General features: G+C 64.1%; 17 protein-coding genes. 13 read left to right on the forward strand and 4 right to left on the reverse strand.

All coding sequences use genetic code 11. From position 1 onward, the window contains the following. Positions 1–11: 11 nt before the first annotated feature. Positions 12–1,706, reverse strand: a complete 1,695-nt coding sequence (gene pimA / locus I6F28_RS04270) for a dicarboxylate--CoA ligase PimA (RefSeq protein ID WP_225139332.1) — start codon at positions 1,704–1,706, stop codon at positions 12–14. Positions 1,707–1,864: 158 nt separating this feature from the next. After that, positions 1,865–3,961, reverse strand: coding sequence for a 3-hydroxyacyl-CoA dehydrogenase NAD-binding domain-containing protein (locus tag I6F28_RS04275; protein WP_225139333.1), 2,097 nt, complete (start codon positions 3,959–3,961; stop codon positions 1,865–1,867). 130 nt (positions 3,962–4,091) lie between these two features. Between I6F28_RS04275 and I6F28_RS04280 the strand changes: the two genes are divergently transcribed. The 7 genes from I6F28_RS04280 (at position 4,092) to I6F28_RS04310 (ending at position 11,055) form a co-directional block, all read left to right on the forward strand. Next, the gene (locus tag I6F28_RS04280) at positions 4,092–4,958 is read left to right on the forward strand and encodes an IclR family transcriptional regulator (protein WP_035997958.1); all 867 of its coding nucleotides are present in this window, start codon (positions 4,092–4,094) and stop codon (positions 4,956–4,958) included. A gap of 66 nt (positions 4,959–5,024) precedes the next feature. Next, on the forward strand, positions 5,025–5,822 hold the full coding sequence (locus I6F28_RS04285; protein WP_035997955.1) for an ABC transporter ATP-binding protein: 798 nt from the start codon (positions 5,025–5,027) through the stop codon (positions 5,820–5,822). Then, the gene (locus tag I6F28_RS04290) at positions 5,819–6,532 is read left to right on the forward strand and encodes an ABC transporter ATP-binding protein (protein WP_035997952.1); all 714 of its coding nucleotides are present in this window, start codon (positions 5,819–5,821) and stop codon (positions 6,530–6,532) included. Before I6F28_RS04285 ends, I6F28_RS04290 begins: the two co-directional genes overlap by 4 nt. 13 nt (positions 6,533–6,545) lie before the next feature. Continuing rightward, positions 6,546–7,424 (forward strand): branched-chain amino acid ABC transporter permease, encoded by an 879-nt coding sequence (locus tag I6F28_RS04295; RefSeq protein WP_035997949.1) that lies wholly within the window; start codon positions 6,546–6,548, stop codon positions 7,422–7,424. Positions 7,425–7,426: 2 nt separating this feature from the next. Continuing rightward, positions 7,427–8,446, forward strand: a complete 1,020-nt coding sequence (locus I6F28_RS04300) for a branched-chain amino acid ABC transporter permease (RefSeq protein WP_036021517.1) — start codon at positions 7,427–7,429, stop codon at positions 8,444–8,446. A 30-nt stretch (positions 8,447–8,476) separates the two neighbouring features. Continuing rightward, positions 8,477–9,712, forward strand: coding sequence for an ABC transporter substrate-binding protein (locus I6F28_RS04305; protein ID WP_109142408.1), 1,236 nt, complete (start codon positions 8,477–8,479; stop codon positions 9,710–9,712). A gap of 116 nt (positions 9,713–9,828) precedes the next feature. Next, positions 9,829–11,055, forward strand: coding sequence for an ABC transporter substrate-binding protein (locus I6F28_RS04310; protein ID WP_109142407.1), 1,227 nt, complete (start codon positions 9,829–9,831; stop codon positions 11,053–11,055). A 10-nt stretch (positions 11,056–11,065) separates the two neighbouring features. On the opposite strand, the gene I6F28_RS04315 is transcribed toward I6F28_RS04310, so the two are convergent. After that, positions 11,066–11,248: a hypothetical protein gene (locus I6F28_RS04315; RefSeq protein ID WP_156447016.1), complete on the reverse strand. Its 183-nt coding sequence runs from the start codon at positions 11,246–11,248 to the stop codon at positions 11,066–11,068. Between the two features lie 55 nt (positions 11,249–11,303). On the opposite strand from I6F28_RS04315, the gene I6F28_RS04320 reads away from it, so the two are divergent. The 3 genes from I6F28_RS04320 (at position 11,304) to I6F28_RS04330 (ending at position 15,414) form a co-directional block, all read left to right on the forward strand. Then, positions 11,304–12,533: an ABC transporter substrate-binding protein gene (locus tag I6F28_RS04320; RefSeq protein ID WP_035997935.1), complete on the forward strand. Its 1,230-nt coding sequence runs from the start codon at positions 11,304–11,306 to the stop codon at positions 12,531–12,533. A 177-nt stretch (positions 12,534–12,710) separates the two neighbouring features. Next, entirely contained in the window at positions 12,711–13,940 is a 1,230-nt protein-coding gene (locus I6F28_RS04325; RefSeq protein WP_035997932.1) for an ABC transporter substrate-binding protein, read from the forward strand. Positions 13,941–14,130: 190 nt separating this feature from the next. After that, the gene (locus I6F28_RS04330; protein ID WP_225139334.1) at positions 14,131–15,414 is read left to right on the forward strand and encodes a glycerate kinase type-2 family protein; all 1,284 of its coding nucleotides are present in this window, start codon (positions 14,131–14,133) and stop codon (positions 15,412–15,414) included. Between the two features lie 31 nt (positions 15,415–15,445). Here I6F28_RS04330 and I6F28_RS04335 read toward each other — a convergent pair whose 3' ends face one another. After that, entirely contained in the window at positions 15,446–15,967 is a 522-nt protein-coding gene (locus I6F28_RS04335) for a MarR family winged helix-turn-helix transcriptional regulator (protein WP_225139335.1), read from the reverse strand. Positions 15,968–16,140: 173 nt separating this feature from the next. Here I6F28_RS04335 and I6F28_RS04340 point away from each other — a divergent pair, with 173 nt between their 5' ends. The 3 genes from I6F28_RS04340 to I6F28_RS04350 are packed head-to-tail and all read left to right on the forward strand — an operon-like array spanning position 16,141 to position 19,684. Then, entirely contained in the window at positions 16,141–17,181 is a 1,041-nt protein-coding gene (locus I6F28_RS04340; protein WP_035997923.1) for a branched-chain amino acid ABC transporter permease, read from the forward strand. 5 nt (positions 17,182–17,186) lie between these two features. After that, the gene (locus tag I6F28_RS04345; protein WP_128264314.1) at positions 17,187–18,956 is read left to right on the forward strand and encodes a branched-chain amino acid ABC transporter ATP-binding protein/permease; all 1,770 of its coding nucleotides are present in this window, start codon (positions 17,187–17,189) and stop codon (positions 18,954–18,956) included. Next, complete coding sequence (locus I6F28_RS04350; RefSeq protein ID WP_035997921.1) at positions 18,953–19,684, forward strand: ABC transporter ATP-binding protein; 732 nt, start codon at positions 18,953–18,955, stop codon at positions 19,682–19,684. Before I6F28_RS04345 ends, I6F28_RS04350 begins: the two co-directional genes overlap by 4 nt. Positions 19,685–19,875 lie beyond the last annotated feature (191 nt).

The following is a 19,875-nucleotide window of genomic DNA, read 5'->3' on the forward strand; positions in this document are numbered from 1 at the left end:
CCTGTGAAACGTTACTTCATTTTCGTCATTGCGGGGGCATCGGCAGCGCGAATCCCGGACGATGGTTTCTGCTGCTGGCGCAATTCGTGGCGCGACAATTTGCCGACCGGCGTGCGCGGCAGGTCGTCAACGAACTCGACCGCGGCCGGCAATTCGTGCTTGCCGAGCTTGCCGGCAAGCTGCGCGCGCAGCTCCTCGAGCGAGAACGGCTTTGCCTCGGGCCTCAATTTGATGAAGGCCTTGGCGGCTTCGCCGCGATAGGGATCGGGAATGCCGAGCACGATCACCTCGTGCACGCCCGGGATGGTGTAGATCGCCTGCTCGATCATCTGCGGATAGACGTTGAAACCGCCGGAGATGATCATGTCCTTCTTGCGGTCGACCAGGAAGAAGTAGCCGTCGGCATCGACATAGCCGATGTCGCCGGTGAGAAAGCGGCCATCGACGAAGGCCTCGGTCGATCCCTCCGGCTTGTTCCAGTAGCCCTTGGTGACGTTCGGGCCCTTGATGCGGATCTCGCCGATTTCGCCCGGCGGCAGCACGCGTCTGGGATCGTCGAGCGCGACGACGTCGAGCTCGATGCCGGGCAGCGTCAGGCCGATCGAGCCCGGTTTCTCGGGGCCCTCGGGCGGATGGCCGGTGCCGGGCGAGCAGGTCTCGGTCATGCCCCAGCCGCTCTTCAGCTTCTTGCCGACCTTGCGCTCGAAGAAGCTGGCGATCTCCACCGGCAGCGGCGCGCCGCCGGAGCCGATGGTGACCAGCGAGGAGAAGTCGCGTTTGTCGAGATCGGGCAGCGCGGCGATCGCGATCCACATCGTCGGCACGCCTGGGAAATACGTCGCACGCTTGACCTCGATGTCGCGCATCACGGCTTCGACGTCGAAGCGCTGATGCAGCGAGATCAGATTGCCGCGGCGGAGCGAGGACAGCAGCACCACGGTGAGCGCGTAGATGTGGAACAGCGGCAGCACGCAGATCACGCGCTCGATTGTCTCGCCGCGGGCGGCACGGGCCGGCTTGCCCCAGACGTCGTAGATCGACACCGCCGAGGTGAGATTGCCGTGGCTCAGCATCGCGCCCTTCGGCAGGCCGGTGGTGCCGCCGGTATATTGCAGCAGCGCGACGTCGTCGGCCGCGACAACAGGCCATTGCGCGGGCGCGGTGGCGCCCTCGACGAAAGCCGCGAAGGTGACGATGCGGGGATCGTCGGGGATCGCCGCCTGCGGCGTGCCGACCTTGCCCCAATGATCGTCCTCGCAGACGACCAGCGTGTCGATCAGGCCCTTCTCCAGGAATTTCAGCGCGGTCGGCAGCAGGGCCTGGAGGTTGGAGGTGACGAGCAGGCGCGAGCCGGAATCGGTGATCTTGTGCGTCAGCGCGATCTCGCCGTCGAGCGGCGACAGATGCGCGACGCGGCCCCCGGCCTTCAGCGCGCCGAAGAAGCTGACGGGATGATCGGGCGTGTTGCCGAGGAACAGCGCGACCGACGCGCCTTTGCCGCAGCCGGCGCGCAGGAACGCTGCGGCGGCACGATCGGCCAAGCTTGCGAGCTCGGTGTAGCTGATCGGCCGGTCGCGGAATTCCAGCGCGGTGCGCGGGCCGTAATCGGCGGCGGCCTTGGCGAGAAGGTCCGGCAGCGTGCCCTGGACGATGGTGTCGTCCCACCGCACGCCCTCGGGATAAAACTGTTCGCCGGGATGGGTCATTTTCCTGATTGCTCGAGCGAACAACTAACACAGACCGTCATTCCGGGGCGCGACGAAGTCGCGAGCCCGGAATCCATAACCACCAGCTGGGGTTATGGATTCCGGGCCTGCGCCTTGCGGCGCATCCCGGAATGACGAAGGTTGGGACGAAGCCCCGATCACGCTGCTTTCGACTCCGCAGCCAGCGACGCAAACGTCTTGCCCTCCGCGGCGAGCTTCTTCAGCAGCGGGGAGGGCTCAAGGCTGGGGTCGTTGGTCTCCTTGGCGTAGAAGGCGAGACGATCGGCGATGTGCTTGAGGCCGACGCTGTCGGCCCAATACATCGGGCCGCCGCGATAGATCGGCCAGCCATAGCCGTAGAGCCAGACCACGTCGATGTCGCTGGGACGCGCGGCGATGCCCTCTTCGAGGATCTTCGCGCCCTCGTTGATCATCGGATACATCATGCGCTCGAGGATCTCCTCGTCGCTGACGATTCGCTTCTTGCGGCCGAGACGCAGCAGGGTCTCGTCGATCAGCTTCTCGACATCGGGGTCCGGCAGCGGCGCACGAGAACCCTGCTCGTACTTGTAATAGCCCTTGCCGGTCTTCTGGCCGAAGCGGCCGGCTTCGCACAGCGCGTCCGCGATTTCCGACTTGATGCCGCGATCTTTCCGCGAGCGCCAGCCGATGTCGAGGCCGGCGAGATCGCTCATCGCGAACGGGCCCATCGGCATGCCGAACTTGGTGACGACGGCATCGACCTGCTGCGGCAGCGCGCCCTCGAACAGCAGCTTTTCCGACTGCTTGCCGCGCTGGGCCAGCATGCGGTTGCCGACGAAGCCGTCGCAGACGCCGACCACGGCCGGCACCTTCGCGATTTTTCGCGCGATGGTCACCGCAGTCACCAGCGCATCCGGCGCGGTCTTGTCGGCGCGCACGATCTCGCACAGCTTCATGACGTTCGCCGGCGAGAAGAAGTGCATGCCGAGCACGTCCTGCGGACGCTTGGTCGACTTCGCGATCTCGTCGATGTTGAGATACGAGGTGTTGGAGGCGAGCACGGCGCCCGGCTTGGCGTACTGGTCGAGCTTGCCGAACACCTCCTTCTTGACCGCCATGGTCTCGAACACGGCCTCGATGACGAGATCGGCATCGCCGACATTCTCGATGCCGACGACGCCGTTGATCAGCGCCATGCGCTTGGCGGGCGCATCGGCCGGGATGCCGCCGCGCGCGGCGGTCGCTTCCCAGTTCTTCTGCATGATGCCCATGCCGCGCTTGAGCTGCTCCTCGCCGGTCTCGATCAGGGTGACGGGAATGCCGGCATTGGCGAAGGACATCGCGATGCCGCCGCCCATGGTGCCGGCACCGAGAATGGCGACGCGGTTCACGGGCCGCGGCTTGGTGCCTTCAGGAACGCCGGCGATCTTGTTGGCCTCGCGCTCGGCGAAGAAGGCGTAACGCTGCGCCTTGGACTGGTCGCTGGCGACGAGCTTGAGGAAGCCCTCGCGCTCCTTCTTCAGGCCTTCGTCGAACGGCAGGTCGATGGCATAGCCGACGGCGTCGGCTGCGGCGAACGGCGCCTCGAGGCCGCGCGACTTCTTGGTCATGGCCGCGACCGCATTGGTGAAGATCGAGCGGTCGGCCTTGGCGGCTGCGAGCTTGGAATCGTCGTCGCGCAGGCGGCGCAGCGGGCGCTTCTCCGCGAGCAGCTTGCGCACGAAAGCCTCGCCGCCGGAGGCCGGGCCCTCGACGATCTCCTCGATCAGGCCGTTCTTCAGCGCCTCCGCCGCCCCGATCGGGTCGCCGCCGACGATCATCTTGACCGCAAGCTCCGGGCCCACCGCACGGGGCAGGCGCTGGGTGCCACCGGCGCCGGGCAGAAGTCCGAGCTTCACCTCGGGCAGGCCGAGCTTGGCCTCTTTCACCGCGACGCGGAAATGGCAGGCCAGCGCGACCTCGAGGCCGCCGCCGAGCGCGGTGCCGTGGATCGCGGCAACGACCGGCTTGGGCGAGTTTTCGATCTCGGACAGCACGTCGTTGAGCGCGGGCGGCTTCGGCGGCTTGCCGAACTCGGTGATGTCGGCACCGGCAATGAACGTGCGGCCGGCGCAGGTCAGCACGATGCCCTTGATGGCGGGATCGGCAATCGCGGCCTTGATGCACTCGAGGATCCCGCCTCGGACTGCGGCACTCAGCGCATTGACCGGCGGGCTGTTGACCGTGACGATCCCGACTTCATCATGACGCTCAAGCTTGACCACTTCGCTCACGGTGTCCCTCCTTGGTGGGGATTTACTTTTATTCGATTTCGCATTGCGGAATTTAATTCCGCATCTTGACGGCAGGGTTATTTTGAAGCACGGACGTTGTCAACGACTCCGCGCAAGAAGCAGATCAGGGATGAAGCGTACAGGAAAGAAGACCGCGACCGATCGGAATTTCGTCGTCGCGCTTTCCCGCGGACTGGAAGTATTGCGCGCGTTCCAACCCAATGACGGCCTGCTCGGCAATCAGGAGATTGCGTCCCGCACCAATCTGCCCAAGCCCACCGTGTCGCGGCTGACCTACACGCTGACCAAGCTTGGCTATCTGACGCCGGTTCCCCGCTTCGAGAAGTACCAGCTCGCCCCGGCAGCGATGTCGCTCGGCTACGCGGCGCTGGCCAATCTGGGCGTTCGGCATTTGTCCGAGCCGTTCCGCGAAGAGGTGATGCGCGCGACCGGCGGCGCCGTCGCCGTCGGCGGCCGTGACCGCCACAGCATGATCTATTTCGGGCAGAGCCGCGGCAGCGAGACCGTCGGCGTTCAACTTGACGTCGGCTCGCGCGTGCCGATTGCAACCAGCGCGATGGGCCGCGCCTATTTCTGGGCACTCGATGACGAAGGTCGCGCCGAAGTGTCGCGCATCCTGCGCGAACATTACGGCAGCCGCTGGCCGAAGATGCGCGAGGGCTTGGAACGTTCCGGCGAGACGGTCGCGAAATACGGCTTTGCGATTTCGGTCGGCGATTGGCACGACGACATCGGCGCCGCCGGCGTCGCGCTCAAGCTCAACGACGGAACCGGGCCTTACGCATTCAATTGCGGCGCGCCCGCATTCCGTTTCACGGAAGAGCGTTTGATCAACGACATTGGACCGCGTCTCTTAGCGATGGTAAGGAACATCGAGGCGGCGCTCGGGGGTCTGATGCCGCATTCAAAAAAAGACATCAGCAAAAAGCTGAAATCAGGAGGAAAAGTTGCGCGTGTGGCCGAGGGATTCAGATAGCCTTTGTCATCATCGGGAGCGGCTCGCATCGCCCCATCGCTCACTGTACGTCGTGAGCGAGACGAGATGACGCAGGCACAGCTCGCGCAGGGTACATCGCCCCTGCTCGCGGTTCGCGACGTCAGCGTCGTGTTCGGCGGCATCGTCGCGCTCAACGGCGTGTCCTTCGACATGCACAAGGGAGCCATCCTCGGATTGATCGGCCCGAACGGCGCCGGCAAGACCACGCTCTTCAACTGCCTGTCGCGGCTGTACCAGCCGTCGTCCGGCGACATCTTGATGGACGGCGTGAGCATCCTGACGCGGCCGCCGCACCGGATCGCCGAGATCGGCATCGGCCGCACCTTCCAGAACGTGGCGCTGTTTCCCAACCTTTCGGTGATGGACAACGTCCGCGTCGGCGCCCATTCGAAGACCTCGAGCGACATTATCAGCGACTCCCTGAAGCTTGCCTGGGTCCGGCGCAGCGAGACCAGCATCAACAAGAAGGTGCACGAGATCCTTGCTTACCTCGACCTCGAGGACGTCGCCCATACCGTCGTGTCCGGCCTACCGTTCGGTACGCAGAAGCGGGTCGAGCTGGCGCGTGCGCTGGCGGCCGATCCGAAGATCCTGCTGCTCGACGAACCCGCCGGCGGCCTCAACCACGAGGAAGTTCATGTACTCGGCGACCTCATCCGCAAAATCCGCGACGAGCGCCATATGACCGTGCTCCTGGTCGAGCATCACATGGGCCTCGTGATGTCGATCGCCGACCACGTTGTCGCGCTGAACTTCGGCAAGAAGCTCGCGGAAGGCACGCCCGCCCAGGTGCAGGCGGACCCGGACGTCATCAAGGCCTATCTCGGGAGCAAGGATCAATGACGCCACTGCTCAACGTCAAGGACCTGCGCGCTTATTACGGCCAGGTCCAGGCGCTCCATGGCCTGTCCTTCTCGCTCAACGAGGGTTCGCTCGTGACGCTGCTGGGCGCCAACGGCGCCGGCAAGACCACCACACTGCGCGCGATCTGCAACATGGTGCGCTCCACCGGCGGCGTCGAGTTCGAAGGCAAGCCGCTGAACAACCGTTCGACCGAGAGCATCGTGCGGTTCGGCATCGCCCACGTGCCGCAGGGCCGCGGCACCTTTACCAACATGACGGTGGAGGAGAATCTCCAGCTCGGGGCCATCACCCGCAAGGACCGCGCCGGCATCGTCTCCGACATCGAGCGCATGTACGCGCATTTCCCAGTGTTGAAGCAGCGCCATACCCAGCAGGCCGGCACGCTCTCCGGCGGCGAGCAGCAGATGCTCGCGGTCGCCCGCGCGCTGATGCTGCGACCGCGGCTGATGCTGCTCGACGAGCCCTCCTTCGGCCTCGCGCCGCTGGTGGTGCGCGACCTGTTCGGCATCCTCGGCAAGATCAACCGCGAGGACAAGGTCTCGATCCTGGTGGTCGAGCAGAACGCCCAGCTCGCACTCGAGCTCGCCGATCAGGCCTATGTGATCGAGACCGGGCGCATCGTGATGTCGGGCAAGGCCAAGGACATCGCGAACAACGAAGAAATCCGCAAATCCTATCTGGGTTACTGAGGGAGCCGGCACAATGGAGCTGTTCACCAACCAGGTCCTGGCCGGCATCGCCACGGGGGCGATCTATGCCTGCATGGCGCTCGCCGTGGTCATGATCTACCAGGCCATCGACCATCTCAACTTCGCGCAAGGCGAGATGGCGATGTTCTCGACCTTCATCTCATGGCAGCTGATGCAGTGGGGCGTGTCTTATTGGGCTGCCTTCCTGATCACGCTGGCATTTTCTTTCGTTGCCGGCATCGCGATCGAGCGCATCCTGTTCAAGCCGCTCGTCAAGGCGCCGGTGCTCACCAACGTCGCCGGCTTCATCGCGCTGTTTGCGATCATCAACTCCTCGGCGGGCCTGATCTGGGACTTCACGATCAAGCAATATCCGACCCCGTTCGGCTCCGCACCGTTCCTCGGCAGCCAGCTGATCTCGACGCACCAGGCCGGCATGATCGGCGTCACCGTGGCGCTGCTGCTCGCGCTCTATTTCTTCTTCCAGTACACGCGCATCGGCCTTGCGATGCGAGCCGCAGCGTCGGTGCCCGAATCGGCCCGCCTCGTCGGCATCAACACGAGTTGGATGATCGCGCTCGGCTGGGGCATGGCGACCGCGATCGGCTCGATCGCCGGCATGCTGATCGCGCCTGTCGTGTTCCTCGAGCCGAACATGATGGGCGGCGTGCTGATCTACGGCTTCGCCGCGGCGGTGCTCGGCGGGCTGTCGAGCCCGTTCGGCGCCGTGGTCGGCGGCTTCCTGGTCGGCGTGTTCGAGAATCTCGCCGGTACCTACATTCCCGGCGTCGGCAATGAGCTGAAACTCCCGATCGCGCTCGCGCTGATCATCTCCGTCCTGGTCGTCAAACCCGCTGGTCTGTTCGGCCGGCATATCGTCAAGCGAGTTTGATCATGAGCGCAGCAGAAGAAGTCGTCGCTGAGGGCCACGAGGCGGTCGAGGCGGTTCCGAAGCGGGCCATGACGCTGGGCACCGGCACCTCGCTGGTGGTGCTGGCCGCGCTGTTGATCGTGCCGATGTTCGTCAAGAACTTCATCATCTTCCAGATGACGATGCTCCTGATCTACGGGCTCGCGGTGCTGGCGCTGAACATCCTGACCGGCGGAAGCGGCCAGTTCTCGCTCGGCCAGAGCGCGTTCTACGCCGTCGGCGCCTATGTGTCTGCGGTGCTGATGGAACATGCCAACGTCAACTACGCGCTGACCATTCCGATCTCCGCCGTGATTTGCTTCGGATTCGGTTACCTGTTCGGCAAGCCGGCGCTGCGGCTGTCCGGCATCTATCTCGCACTCGCGACCTTCGCGCTTGCGACTGCGATGCCGCAGCTGCTCAAGCTGAACTTCCTCGAGCACTGGACCGGCGGCGTGCAGGGCCTCGTCGTCACCAAGCCGGACGCGCCGTTCGGCCTGCCGATGTCGCAGGACATGTGGCTGTACTACTTCACGCTCGCCGTGACGGTCGCGATCTACATCTTCTCGGTGAACCTGTTGCGTTCCCGCTCGGGCCGCGCCTTCATGGCGATCCGCGACAACGAGATCGCGGCCTCCTCGATGGGAGTCAACGTCGCGCTGTACAAGACGCTGGCTTTCGGCGTGTCCGCCGGCATCACCGGCGTTGCCGGCTCGCTCGGCGCCATCGCGGTGCAATTCGTCGCGCCCGACAGCTACACCATCACGCTCGCGATCTCGCTGTTCCTCGGCATGGTGGTCGGCGGCGTCGGCTGGCTGCCCGGCTCGTTCGTCGGTGCGGCCTTCATCATCTTCGTGCCGAACATGGCGGAGAGCATCTCCAAGGGCCTCTCCGGCGCGGTATTCGGCGTGCTGCTGTTCCTCGTCATCTACCTCGTGCCGCATGGCGCAAGGCAGGTCGCGATCCTGGGCCAGCAACTCGTCGGCAAGCTCAGGAAGAACTGAAGACCCGTTGAATTAACCAAGGAGACCGAATTGTATTTTGGAAGAACACTGCGAGCCGCCGCGCTGATCACGGCAACGGCGGCCATCACTCTCACCTCCGGCGCTGCACTCGCCCAAAAGAAATACGACACCGGCGCGTCCGATACCGAGATCAAGATCGGCAACATCATGCCGTACAGCGGTCCGGCGTCGGCCTATGGCATCATCGGCAAGACCGAAGAAGCCTATTTCAAGATGATCAACGACAAGGGCGGCATCAACGGCCGCAAGATCAACTTCGTCACCTATGACGACGGCTATTCGCCACCGAAGGCTGTCGAGCAGGTTCGCAAGCTGGTCGAGAGCGACGAGGTGCTGGTCGTTTTTAACCCGCTCGGCACGCCCTCGAACAGTGCGATCCAGAAGTATCTCAACTCCAAGAAGATCCCGCAGCTCTTCGTCGCGACCGGCGCCACCAAGTGGAACGACCCGAAGAACTTCCCCTGGACCATGGGCTGGCAGCCCTCCTACCAGAGCGAAGCGCAGATCTACGCGAAATGGCTGATGAAGGAGAAGCCGGACGCCAAGATCGCAATCCTCTACCAGAACGACGATTTCGGCAAAGACTACCTCAAGGGCACCAAGGACGGCCTCGGCGCCAAGGCCTCGTCCATGATCGTCATGGAGGAGAGCTACGAGGTCTCCGAGCCGTCGATCGACGGCCATATCGTCAAGATCAAGGCCGCCAATCCCGACGTGCTCCTGATCTACACCACGCCGAAGTTCGCGGCCCAGACCATCAAGAAGACCGCCGAGCTCAGCTGGAAGCCGCTCCAGATCCTCACCAACGTGTCGATCTCGGTCGGTAGCGTGATGAAGCCGGCCGGCTTCGAGAACGCGCAGGGCGTGCTGTCGGCCGCCTACGCCAAGGACTCCACGGATCCGCAATGGGCCAACGACCCCGGCATGAAGAAGTGGAACGAGTTCGTCGACAAGTACATGCCGGGTGCCGACAAGTCGGACACCAGCATGGTTTATGGCTATGGCGCCGCCTCGACGCTGGCCAAGGTGCTGGAGATGTGCGGTGACGATCTCACCCGCGCCAACATCATGAAGCAGGCCGCCTCGTTGAAGGACTTTGCTCCGGATACGCTGCTGCCCGGTGTCAGGATCAACACCAGCGCCACCGACTTCGCTCCGATCGCGCAGCTGCAGATGATGCGCTTCAAGGGCGAGAAGTGGGAACTGTTCGGCGAGATCATCAGCGGTGACGTCGCCTCCGAGTGACGCGTGACGCGATGATCGAGGACGAGGAGCCCCCGCGGACAGTCGCGGGGGCTTTTTGTTGACGACAGGCGCCAATCTTGTTCAATGCGATCGATCCATCCCGGGGTAGGAGAGCAATGGCCGCCGTTCGTTCCCAGGTTGCGACGCTCTGGGCCGCGCTTGCCTTGTGCACTGCAATGAGCGGCGAGGCGCTGGCGCAGAAGAAATACGACAGCGGCGCCTCCGATACCGAGATCAAGATCGGTAACATCATGCCCTACAGCGGTCCGGCCTCCGGCTATGCTGCGATCGGCAGGACCGAGGAAGCCTACTTCAACAAGATCAATGCCGAGGGCGGCATCAACGGCCGCAAGATCAGATTCATCTCCTATGACGACGGCTATTCGCCGCCGAAGACGGTGGAACAGGCGCGAAAACTGGTCGAGAGCGACAACGTGCTGCTGATCTTCGGCTCGCTCGGCACCTCCACCAACAGCGCCATCCGCAAGTACATGAACGAGAAGAAGGTGCCGCAATTGTTCGTGGCGAGCGGCGCCTCGAAATGGAACGACCCCAAGCAATATCCCTGGACCATGGGCTGGCAGCCGAGCTACGTCAGCGAGGCTCGGATCTATGCCAAATACATCATGAAGGAGAAGCCAAACGGAAAGATCGGCGTGCTCTACCAGAACGACGATTTCGGCAAGGACTATCTAAACGGGTTGAAGGAGGGCCTCGGCGCCAAGGCTTCGATGATCGTGCGGGAGGAGGCCTACGACACGTCCGAGCCCGCAATCGACGAGCGAGTCGTGAAGCTGAAGGCGGCCGGCGCCGATATCTTCATCAGCCTCACCAACCAGAAATTCGCCGCGCAGGGAATCAAGAAAGCCGCGGAGATCAACTGGCATCCGATGCACATCATCTCCAACGTCTCGGCTTCGGTCAGCGGCGTATTGGAGCCGGCGGGCATTGAAGTCTCGCAAGGCATCCTGTCGGCGACCTACACCAAGGACGGCTCCGACCCGCAGTGGAATGCCGACGACGGCATGAAGAAGTTCTACAGTTTCCTCGCGCAATACGAGCCCAGGGCCAACAAGCTCGATGCCGGCGTCGTGTACGGCTATGCCGCCGCACAGACCATCGTGAAGGTGCTGCAGATGTGCGGCGACGATCTCACCCGCGAGAACGTCATGAAGCAGGCCGCCAGCCTGAAGGACTTCGCACCCGACACGCTGCTGCCAGGCATCAAGATCAACACCGCGCCCGACGATTTCGCCCCGATCGAGCAGCTGCAGATGATGCGCTTCAAGGGCAGGAAATGGGAGCTGTTCGGCGACATCATCTCGAGCGAGATGAGCCACTGAACGACGCAATTCAAAATAGCCGCTTTCTCGTAAAGCAACTCAAGCGGTGAGTTTGCCCCGCAAAAAGAATCTCACGCGCCGGAATATTCAGCACCGCCTTCGACGAGATCGCCGCCTGCGCGAGGCCCGTGCAGGCGTTCTTCTTGCTGACGGCCGTGGATAGGTATTGAATGCGTGACGGAGCGACGCGCAACGATCGCTCCCAATAAGAACAAACGACACATTCAATCCTGTCCAGGGAGATCAAAATGCCTGCAATGCATGTGCGATTGGGGGCCTTCTCGGCTGCCCTCGTGCTAGCCGCCACGCTGTCCACGACAGCGCTCGCGCAGAAGAAATACGACACCGGCGCATCCGACACGGAGATCAAGATCGGCAACATCATGCCCTATAGCGGTCCCGCGTCCGCCTACGGCGTGATCGGCAAGACCGAAGAGGCCTATTTCCGCAAGATCAACGCAGAAGGCGGCATTAACGGCCGCAAGATCAACTTCATCACCTATGACGACGCCTATTCCCCGCCGAAGACCGTGGAGCAGGCGCGCAAGCTGGTCGAGAGCGACGAGGTGCTGCTGATCTTCAACTCGCTCGGCACCCCGCCGAACTCGGCGATCCAGAAGTACATGAACCAGAAGAAGGTTCCGCAGCTGTTCGTCGCCACCGGCGCCACGAAGTGGAACGACCCGCAGACCTTCCCGTGGACGATGGGCTGGCAACCCAACTACCAGATCGAGTCGATCATCTACGCCAAGTACATCCTGAAGAACCATCCGAACGCCAAGATCGCCGTGCTCTACCAGAACGACGATTACGGCAAGGACTATCTGAAGGGGTTCAAGGACGGGCTCGGAGCCAAGGCCGCCTCGATGATCGTCATCGAGGACAGCTACGAAGTCTCCGAGCCGACCATCGACTCCCACATCGTCAAGATGAAGTCGACCAACGCCGACGTGTTCTTCAACATCACGACGCCGAAATTCGCGGCACAGGCGATCAAGAAGAACGCCGAGATCGGCTGGAAGCCGCTGCACTTCCTCAACAACGTCTCGGCCTCGATCGGCAGCGTAATCAAGCCGGCCGGCTTCGAGAACGCGCAGGACATCATCTCGTCGCAGTACTTCAAGGATCCCACCGACGCGCAGTGGAAAAACGACAAGGCGATGATCGCCTGGAACGAATTTCTGGATAAGTACTATCCGGAAGCGAACCGCGCCGATGCCTCGGTAATGTACGGCTACATCGTCGCCCAGGGCCTCGTTCACGTGCTCAAGGCCTGCGGCGACAATCTGACCCGCGAAAACATCATGAAGCAGGCCGCCAACATCAAGGACTTCGAGCCGGCGGGCCTGTTGCCGGGCATCAAGGTCAACACCTCGGCCACCGACTTCGCGCCGCTGTCGCAGCTGCAACTGATCCGGTTCAAGGGCGAGCATTGGGTGCCATTTGGCGAGGTGCTGAGCGGCGACGTCGGCGGCTGACCATTAACCACTTGCTCAAGATGTAGCCAAATCGAGTAAAGACGCAGCCCCTGCGGCCATGCCGCAGGGGCTTTTCCTTGAAGCGTTCAGGCAAATCGTATTGAATTGCGGCCGCGTCGCGAAGAAAAACGAGACAAGAAAAGGGACGCACACACAAAGAAAAACAGGGAGATTGGAATGCCTGCTGTCACCGGCAAGCTTGCGGCCGCATCATTGGCGCTCGCGCTCATCGCGGCCTCGGCCTCAACCGCAACGGCCCAGAAGAAATACGATACCGGTGCGACTGACACCGAGATCAAGATCGGCAACATCATGCCCTACAGCGGACCGGCCTCCGCCTACGGCATCATCGGTCGCACCGAAGCCGCCTATTTCAAGAAGATCAACGAAGAGGGCGGCATCAACGGCCGCAAGATCAATTTCGTCTCCTACGACGACGCCTACTCGCCGCCGAAGACGGTGGAGCAGGCGCGCAAGCTGGTCGAGAGCGACGAGGTGCTGCTCGTCTTCAACTCGCTCGGCACGCCGCCGAACTCCGCGATCCAGAAATACATGAACTCGAAGAAGGTGCCGCAGCTGTTCGTCGCCACCGGCGCCACCAAGTGGAACGATCCGCAGAACTTCCCGTGGACCATGGGCTGGCAACCCAACTACCAGAGCGAGACGCAGATCTACGCGAAATACATCCTCAAGGCCATGCCGAACGCCAAGATCGGCGTGCTCTACCAGAACGACGATTACGGCAAGGATTACCTGAAGGGCCTGAAGGACGGCTTGGGGGCCAAGGCCGCGAGCATGATCGTGCTGGAGGAAAGCTACGAGACTTCGGAGCCGACCATCGACAACCACATCGTCAAGCTGAAAGCCACCGGCGCCGACGTCTTCATCAACATCACCACGCCGAAGTTCGCGGCGCAGGCGATCAAGAAGATCTCCGAGATCGGCTGGAAGCCGACCCACTTCCTCAACAACGTCTCGGCCTCGGTCGGCAGCGTAATCAAGCCCGCCGGCTTCGAGAATTCGCAGGACATCATCTCGGCCGCCTATCTGAAGGACGTCTCCGATCCGCAGTGGAAGGACGACGCCGGCATGAAGGCGTTCCTGGAGTTCATGACGAAGTACTTCCCCGAGGGCGACAAGCTCGACGGCGGCACCATCGTCGGCTACGGCGTCGCGCAGACGCTGGTCGAGGTGCTGAAGAAGTGCGGCGACAATCTCACGCGCGAGAACGTCATGAAGCAGGCGGCGAGCCTGAAGGACTTCCGCACCGAAGTGCTGCTGCCCGGCATCAAGATCAGTACCGGGCCGAACGACTTCGCACCGATCAGCTCGCTGCAGCTGATGAAGTTCAAGGGCGACAAGTGGGACCTGTTCGGCGAGGTGATCAGCGCCGACGCCGGCGGCTAGAAGCTTCAAAAGCCCGGACAACGAGCCCCCTGCGCTGATCGCGCAGGGGGCTTCTGCTTGTGTGGCAATTATGATCACGCGATTGCACAATCGAATGACGGCGAAGGCGCTTACGCTTCGGCACACGATGCGGTAGGCAGATGGCGGCGACCTCCTCGCCGCCAGTCCAGTCTGCGCAAGGCCATTGTCCATGACCGACCGACGTCCCCTGCTCCGCGCGCTCTACGACGCTGCCGTCGCCGCCGCCCATCCCGAAATGGTGCTGGCCCCTCACCTGCGGCCTGCGCCCAGGGGGCGCGTGATCTGCCTCGCGGCCGGCAAGGGCGCCGGCGCGATGGCCGCGGCCGCGGAGCGGCATTATCTCGATGCGCTGGGATTGGCGCCGGAGCGCCTCGTCGGCATCGCCACCACGCGCCACGGCTACGGCGTGCCCACGCGCAGCATTCGCGTGGTCGAGGCCGGTCATCCCGTGCCTGACGAAGCCGGCCTGAAGGGCGCGGCCGACACGCTCGCACTCGCGGGCGAGGCCGGGCCGGACGATCTCCTGCTGGTGCTGCTCACCGGCGGCGGCTCGGCCAACTGGATCGCGCCGGTGGACGGCATCAGCTTCGCGCAGAAGCAGGCGGTCAACAAGGCGCTGCTGCGCTCGGGCGCGCCGATCGGCGAGATGAACGTCGTGCGCAAGCACCTGTCGCGGATCAAGGGCGGCCGCCTGGCGCGCGCCGGCAGCAACGCCGCGGAGATCGTGACGCTCGCGATCTCCGACGTGCCGCATGACGATCCGTCCGCGATCGCCTCCGGCCCCACCGTGCCCGATCCGACCACGCTGGCGGATGCGCGCGCGATCGTGGCGAAATACAGGCTCGACATCGACGATGCGGTGCGGCGCGCGCTCGACGATCCCAACAACGAGAGCTGCAAGCCGGGCGACGCCGCCTTTGCGCACGCCTCGTTCGAGCTGATCGCGCGGCCCAAGCAGTCGCTGGACGCTGCGGTCAAGCTCGCGCGCGAGGCCGGCTACGAGACCATCGATCTCGGCGCCGATCTCGAAGGCGAGGCGCGCGAGGTCGCCGCCGATCACGCCAGGCTGGCGCTTCAGGCACGCAGCCAGGGCAAGCGCGTCGCGATTCTCTCCGGCGGCGAGCTCACGGTCACCGTGCGCGGCAACGGGCGCGGCGGGCCGAACCAGGAATACGCGCTGGCCCTGGCCTCGCTCTTGAAGGACACTTCCGGCATCGCGGCGCTGGCCGGCGACACCGACGGCGCCGATGGCGGCGCCGGCCACCCGACCGACCCCGCCGGCGCGCTGATCGATGCGGCGACGTTCGCGAAGATGAAGGCGCTGGGGCTCGAGCCGCAGGCCTATCTCGCCAACAACGACGCCACCACGTTTTTCGAGGCGACCGGCGACCTGCTACAGCCTGGACCGACGCTGACCAACGTGAACGACATCAGGGTGATTTTGGTGGATTGACGTTCGCTTACCCTCCCCTAGAGGGTAAGAGTCAAAACTCGTTGGCGATCTTCGCGAGCATCTCGATCAGGGCTTCGCGGTTGGCCTGGCCGAGCAGATCGTTCAGCCGGGCCTCGTGCTTGGTGGCGACGAGCTTCTTGGCGCGCGCCAGCACGGCCTTGCCCTTGTCGGTCAAGACCAGGATGTGCGAGCGGCGGTCGTTGGTGGAGCGGATCCGCGCACAGAGGTCGCGGCTCTCCAGATTGTCGAGCATGGCTACGAAGTTCGGCCTGAGGATGCCGAGCGTGGAGGCGATCTCGGTCTGGTTACGGCCGGGGTTTTTCTCGACCAGGAGCAGCACCGAGAACTGCGCCGGCGTCAGCTGGAGCGAGGCCATGCAGCGCAGGAAATTCTCGAACACCTTGAGCTGCGCACGTTTCAGGACATAGCCGAGCTGCTCGGAAAGCTCGCCGAGCTGGAGGGCCTCCGCCTGCGGCTCGCCTGCCTCCTTGCGGCCCTTGGCCGCGTCGGCCGACTTGTCGGAGGACTTTTCAGCGGTTTTGGAAACGGTCATCGCCTCGTGCTCGTAATCCCGCTAAATTCCGGGGCGGGTCGTTCCCACCCTTGAAGTTATATTTGATAATTGTTATGGACCATACCAAATATCGCCTGCGTTTTTCAATGGCTGTGAGCGGACCGTCCACCGCAATCGAGGGGACCGGTCCGGATTAGGGGGAGCGTCCGGTCTTGAATACCACCATCATGCTGTTCCTGGTGCAGGACGGCATCACCAATGGCGCGATCTATGCGCTGCTCGGCCTGGCGCTGGTGCTGGTGTTCGCCGTCACCCGGGTCATCCTCATTCCCCAGGGCGAATTCGTCACCTACGGCGCGCTGACCTATGCCTCGCTGGCCGCCGGCCAGATGCCGGGCACGGCAAAGCTGGCGCTGGCGCTCGGCATCGGCGCCTTCGTCTTCGACCTGTTCGTCGCGCGCAAGGCGCTGCACGGGCGGCTGGTCGTCCGCAGCTTCATCGCCAACGTCGTGCTGCCCGCGATCGTGTTGGCGCTGACCCTGTCCCTCGCCGCGCAGAAGCCGCCGGTCGCAGTCTGCATCGCGCTGTCGCTGGTGATCGTGGCGATGATCGGCCTCTATCTCTATCGCATCGCCTTCCAGCCGCTGGCGCACACCTCGGTGCTGGTGCTGCTGATCGCCTCGGTCGGCGTCCACCTCGCGCTGCAGGGCCTCGGCCTGTTGTTCTTCGGCGCCGAAGGCCAGCGTGGGCCTGCCGTGCTGTCCGGCGCCTTCACCGCCGGCGCATTGCGCTTCACCGGCCAGAGCATCACCGTCTATGCCATCACCATCGCCTTCATCGTCGCGCTCTGGCTGTTCTTCGGCCTGACGCTCTACGGCAAGGCGCTGCGCGCGACCGCGGTCAACCGGCTCGGGGCGCGGCTAGCCGGCATCCGCACCACGCTGTCGGGCCAGATCGCCTTCCTGCTGGCTTCCGTGATCGGCGCACTCTCCGGCATCCTGATCGTGCCGATCACGACACTGTATTACGACTCCGGCTTCCTGATCGGGCTGAAGGGCTTCGTCGCCGCGATCATCGGCGGCCTCGTCAGCTATCCCCTCACCGCCGTCGCGGCGCTGGTGGTCGGCATCGTCGAGGCGTTCTCGTCCTTCTATGCCTCCAACTACAAGGAGGTGATCGTCTTCATGCTGCTGATCCCCGTGCTGCTGCTGCGCTCGCTCGCCGCGCCCGCGGTCGAGGAAGAGAAGGACTGAGCCCGATGCAGAGCCGGCTTCCCATCCTCGTCTTCGCGATCCTCATGGCGGCGATCCCGCTCATCCCGGGCGTGCCCCCGTTCTGGATCGTGCTGCTCGACAATATCGGCCTTGCCGCGCTGGTCGCGATGGGCCTCGTGCTGCTGACCGGCGTCGGCGGCCTCACCTCGTTCGGGCAGGCCGCCTTCGTCGGTTTCGGTGCCTACACCACCGCCGTGCTGACGACGGCCTATGGCCTGTCGCCCTGGCTGACGCTGCCGCTGTCGCTCGTGGTCAGCGGCTCGCTCGCGGTGCTGCTGGGGCTAATCACCGTGCGCCTCTCGGGGCATTATCTGCCGCTCGGCACGCTCGCCTGGGGGCTCGGGCTGTTCTACCTGTTCAGCAAGCTGGAGTTTCTCGGACGCAACGACGGCATCTCGGCGATCCCGCCGCTGTCGATCGGTGCCTTCAAGATGCTCTCGCCCGGCTCGATCTATTACGCGATCTGGGTCGCCGTGATCCTCTCGGCCCTGCTGACGATGAACCTCTTGGACTCCCGCACCGGCCGTGCCATCCGCGCGCTGCGCCGCGGCCATGTCGCCGCCGAAGCGTTCGGCGTCCACACGCCGCGGGCAAAGCTGCTGGTGTTCATCCACGCCGCGGTGCTCGCCGGCCTGTCCGGGTGGCTCTACGCCCATCTCCAGCGCGCCGTGAACCCGACGCCGTTCGGCGCGCATATGGGCATCGAATATCTCTTCATCGCAGTGGTCGGCGGCGCCGGCTATGTCTGGGGCGGCGTGCTGGGCGCGGCGATCGTCGTGATCCTGAAAGAGGTGCTGCAGAGCTATCTGCCGCTGATCCTGCCGGGCTCCGGCCAGGTCGAGACCATCGTGTTCGGCATCATGCTGGTGGCGCTGCTGCAGCTTGCGCCCGGCGGCCTCTGGCCCTGGCTGATGTCGTTCTTCCCCGAGCGCACCGACGGCAGGAAGCCGGACACCTCGCTGAAGCTGGAGCATCGCACCCGCGCGCCCGCCGAGACCGGCGTCCTGCTTCAGGTCGAGAAGGCGCGAAAGCAGTTTGGCGGCGTGGTCGCGGTGAACAACGTGTCCTTCGACGTGCAGGCCCGCGAGATCGTCGCGCTGATCGGCCCGAACGGCGCCGGCAAGAGCACGACCTTCAACCTGATCACCGGCGTGCTGTCGGCAACCTCGGGCTCGATCTCGGTGCTCGGCAGGAAGGTCGACAACGCGCCGCCGCAGGAGATCGTCAAGCTCGGTATCAGCAGGACCTTCCAGCACGTCAAGCTCGTCCCCGACATGACCGTGCTGGAGAACGTCGCGATTGGCGCACATTTGCGCGGCCATTCCGGCCCAATCTCCTCGATGCTGCGGCTCGACCGCGCTGACGAGGCCAAGCTGCTCGCCGAGGCCGCCCGCCAGATCGAGCGCGTCGGCCTCGCCGAGCAGATGCACCAGCTGGCAGGCTCGCTCTCGCTCGGCCAGCAGCGCATCGTCGAGATCGCCCGCGCGCTCTGCGTCGATCCGATGCTGCTGCTGCTCGACGAGCCGGCAGCCGGACTGCGCCACATGGAAAAGCAGCGGCTGGCAACACTGCTCCGCGAGCTGCGCGACGGCGGGATGTCCGTCCTTTTGGTCGAGCACGACATGGGCTTCGTGATGAACCTTGCCGACCGCATCGTGGTGCTCGATTTCGGCACCAAGATCGCGGAAGGCACGCCGGCGACGATCAAGACCAATCCCGAAGTGATCAAGGCCTATCTCGGAGTGGCGGCATGAGCACGCTGTTGTCCGTCACCGACGCGCATGTCGCCTATGGCAAGGTCGAGGCGGTGCGTTCGGTCTCGCTCGAGGTGGGCGCCAACGAGATCGTCACCATTGTCGGCGCCAACGGCGCCGGCAAGACCACGCTGCTCTCGGCCATCATGGGAATCCTGCCGCTGAAGGGCCGCGTCGCCTTTGCCGGGCAGGATCTCGCCCGCCTCGACATCGAGGACCGTGTCGCGATGGGCCTCGGTCTCGTTCCCGAGCATCGCGAATTGTTCGTGACCATGAATGTCGAGGACAATCTCGAGCTGGGCGCGTTCCGGATCGAGCGCAGCAAGGCCAAAGCCTCGATGGAGCGGGTCTATGCGCTGTTTCCGCGGCTGAAGGAGCGGCGCAAGCAGCTCGCCGGCACGCTCTCCGGCGGCGAGCAGCAGATGCTCGCGATGGGCCGCGCGCTGATGGGCGAGCCGAAGCTCTTGATGCTGGACGAGCCGAGCCTGGGCCTGGCCCCGATCATCGTCGCCGACATCTTCCGTATCGTCACCGAGCTCCGCGCCGCCGGGGTCTCCGTGCTGCTGGTCGAGCAGAACGCGCAGGCCGCACTGAAGATCGCGGACCATGCCTATGTCATGGAGCTCGGCGAGTTCGTGCTCAGCGGCAAGGCCAGCGACATCGCCGCCAACGAACGGGTGGCCGCGAGCTATCTCGGCTTCCAGCACGAAGGCGAAAGTGTGATTTAGCGATTCAGCGCTCTTCTTCCCTTCTCCCCTTGTGGCAGAAGGTGGCGCGAAGCGCCGGATGAGGGGTTCTCTCCGCGCGTGAGACCGTCCGAGAGGACAGAACCCCTCACCCGGCTTCGATGCTTCGCATCGAATCCACCCTCTCCCACAAGGGGAGAGGGTGCACCGCGCAGCCTGCTTCAGCTTTCGTT

This window comes from Bradyrhizobium sp. NBAIM14 (genome assembly GCF_020193895.1).
In the GTDB taxonomy this organism is placed as follows: domain Bacteria; phylum Pseudomonadota; class Alphaproteobacteria; order Rhizobiales; family Xanthobacteraceae; genus Bradyrhizobium; species Bradyrhizobium yuanmingense.

Coding starts and splice junctions, on each gene's coding strand:
- pimA (WP_225139332.1), bottom strand. CDS start 1,706: ATGACCCATCCCGGCGAACAGTTTTATCCCGAGGGCGTGCGGTGGGAC.
- I6F28_RS04280 (WP_035997958.1), top strand. CDS start 4,092: ATGAAGCGTACAGGAAAGAAGACCGCGACCGATCGGAATTTCGTCGTC.
- I6F28_RS04285 (WP_035997955.1), top strand. CDS start 5,025: ATGACGCAGGCACAGCTCGCGCAGGGTACATCGCCCCTGCTCGCGGTT.
- I6F28_RS04290 (WP_035997952.1), top strand. CDS start 5,819: ATGACGCCACTGCTCAACGTCAAGGACCTGCGCGCTTATTACGGCCAG.
- I6F28_RS04295 (WP_035997949.1), top strand. CDS start 6,546: ATGGAGCTGTTCACCAACCAGGTCCTGGCCGGCATCGCCACGGGGGCG.
- I6F28_RS04300 (WP_036021517.1), top strand. CDS start 7,427: ATGAGCGCAGCAGAAGAAGTCGTCGCTGAGGGCCACGAGGCGGTCGAG.
- I6F28_RS04310 (WP_109142407.1), top strand. CDS start 9,829: ATGGCCGCCGTTCGTTCCCAGGTTGCGACGCTCTGGGCCGCGCTTGCC.
- I6F28_RS04320 (WP_035997935.1), top strand. CDS start 11,304: ATGCCTGCAATGCATGTGCGATTGGGGGCCTTCTCGGCTGCCCTCGTG.
- I6F28_RS04325 (WP_035997932.1), top strand. CDS start 12,711: ATGCCTGCTGTCACCGGCAAGCTTGCGGCCGCATCATTGGCGCTCGCG.
- I6F28_RS04330 (WP_225139334.1), top strand. CDS start 14,131: ATGACCGACCGACGTCCCCTGCTCCGCGCGCTCTACGACGCTGCCGTC.
- I6F28_RS04335 (WP_225139335.1), bottom strand. CDS start 15,967: ATGACCGTTTCCAAAACCGCTGAAAAGTCCTCCGACAAGTCGGCCGAC.
- I6F28_RS04345 (WP_128264314.1), top strand. CDS start 17,187: ATGCAGAGCCGGCTTCCCATCCTCGTCTTCGCGATCCTCATGGCGGCG.
- I6F28_RS04350 (WP_035997921.1), top strand. CDS start 18,953: ATGAGCACGCTGTTGTCCGTCACCGACGCGCATGTCGCCTATGGCAAG.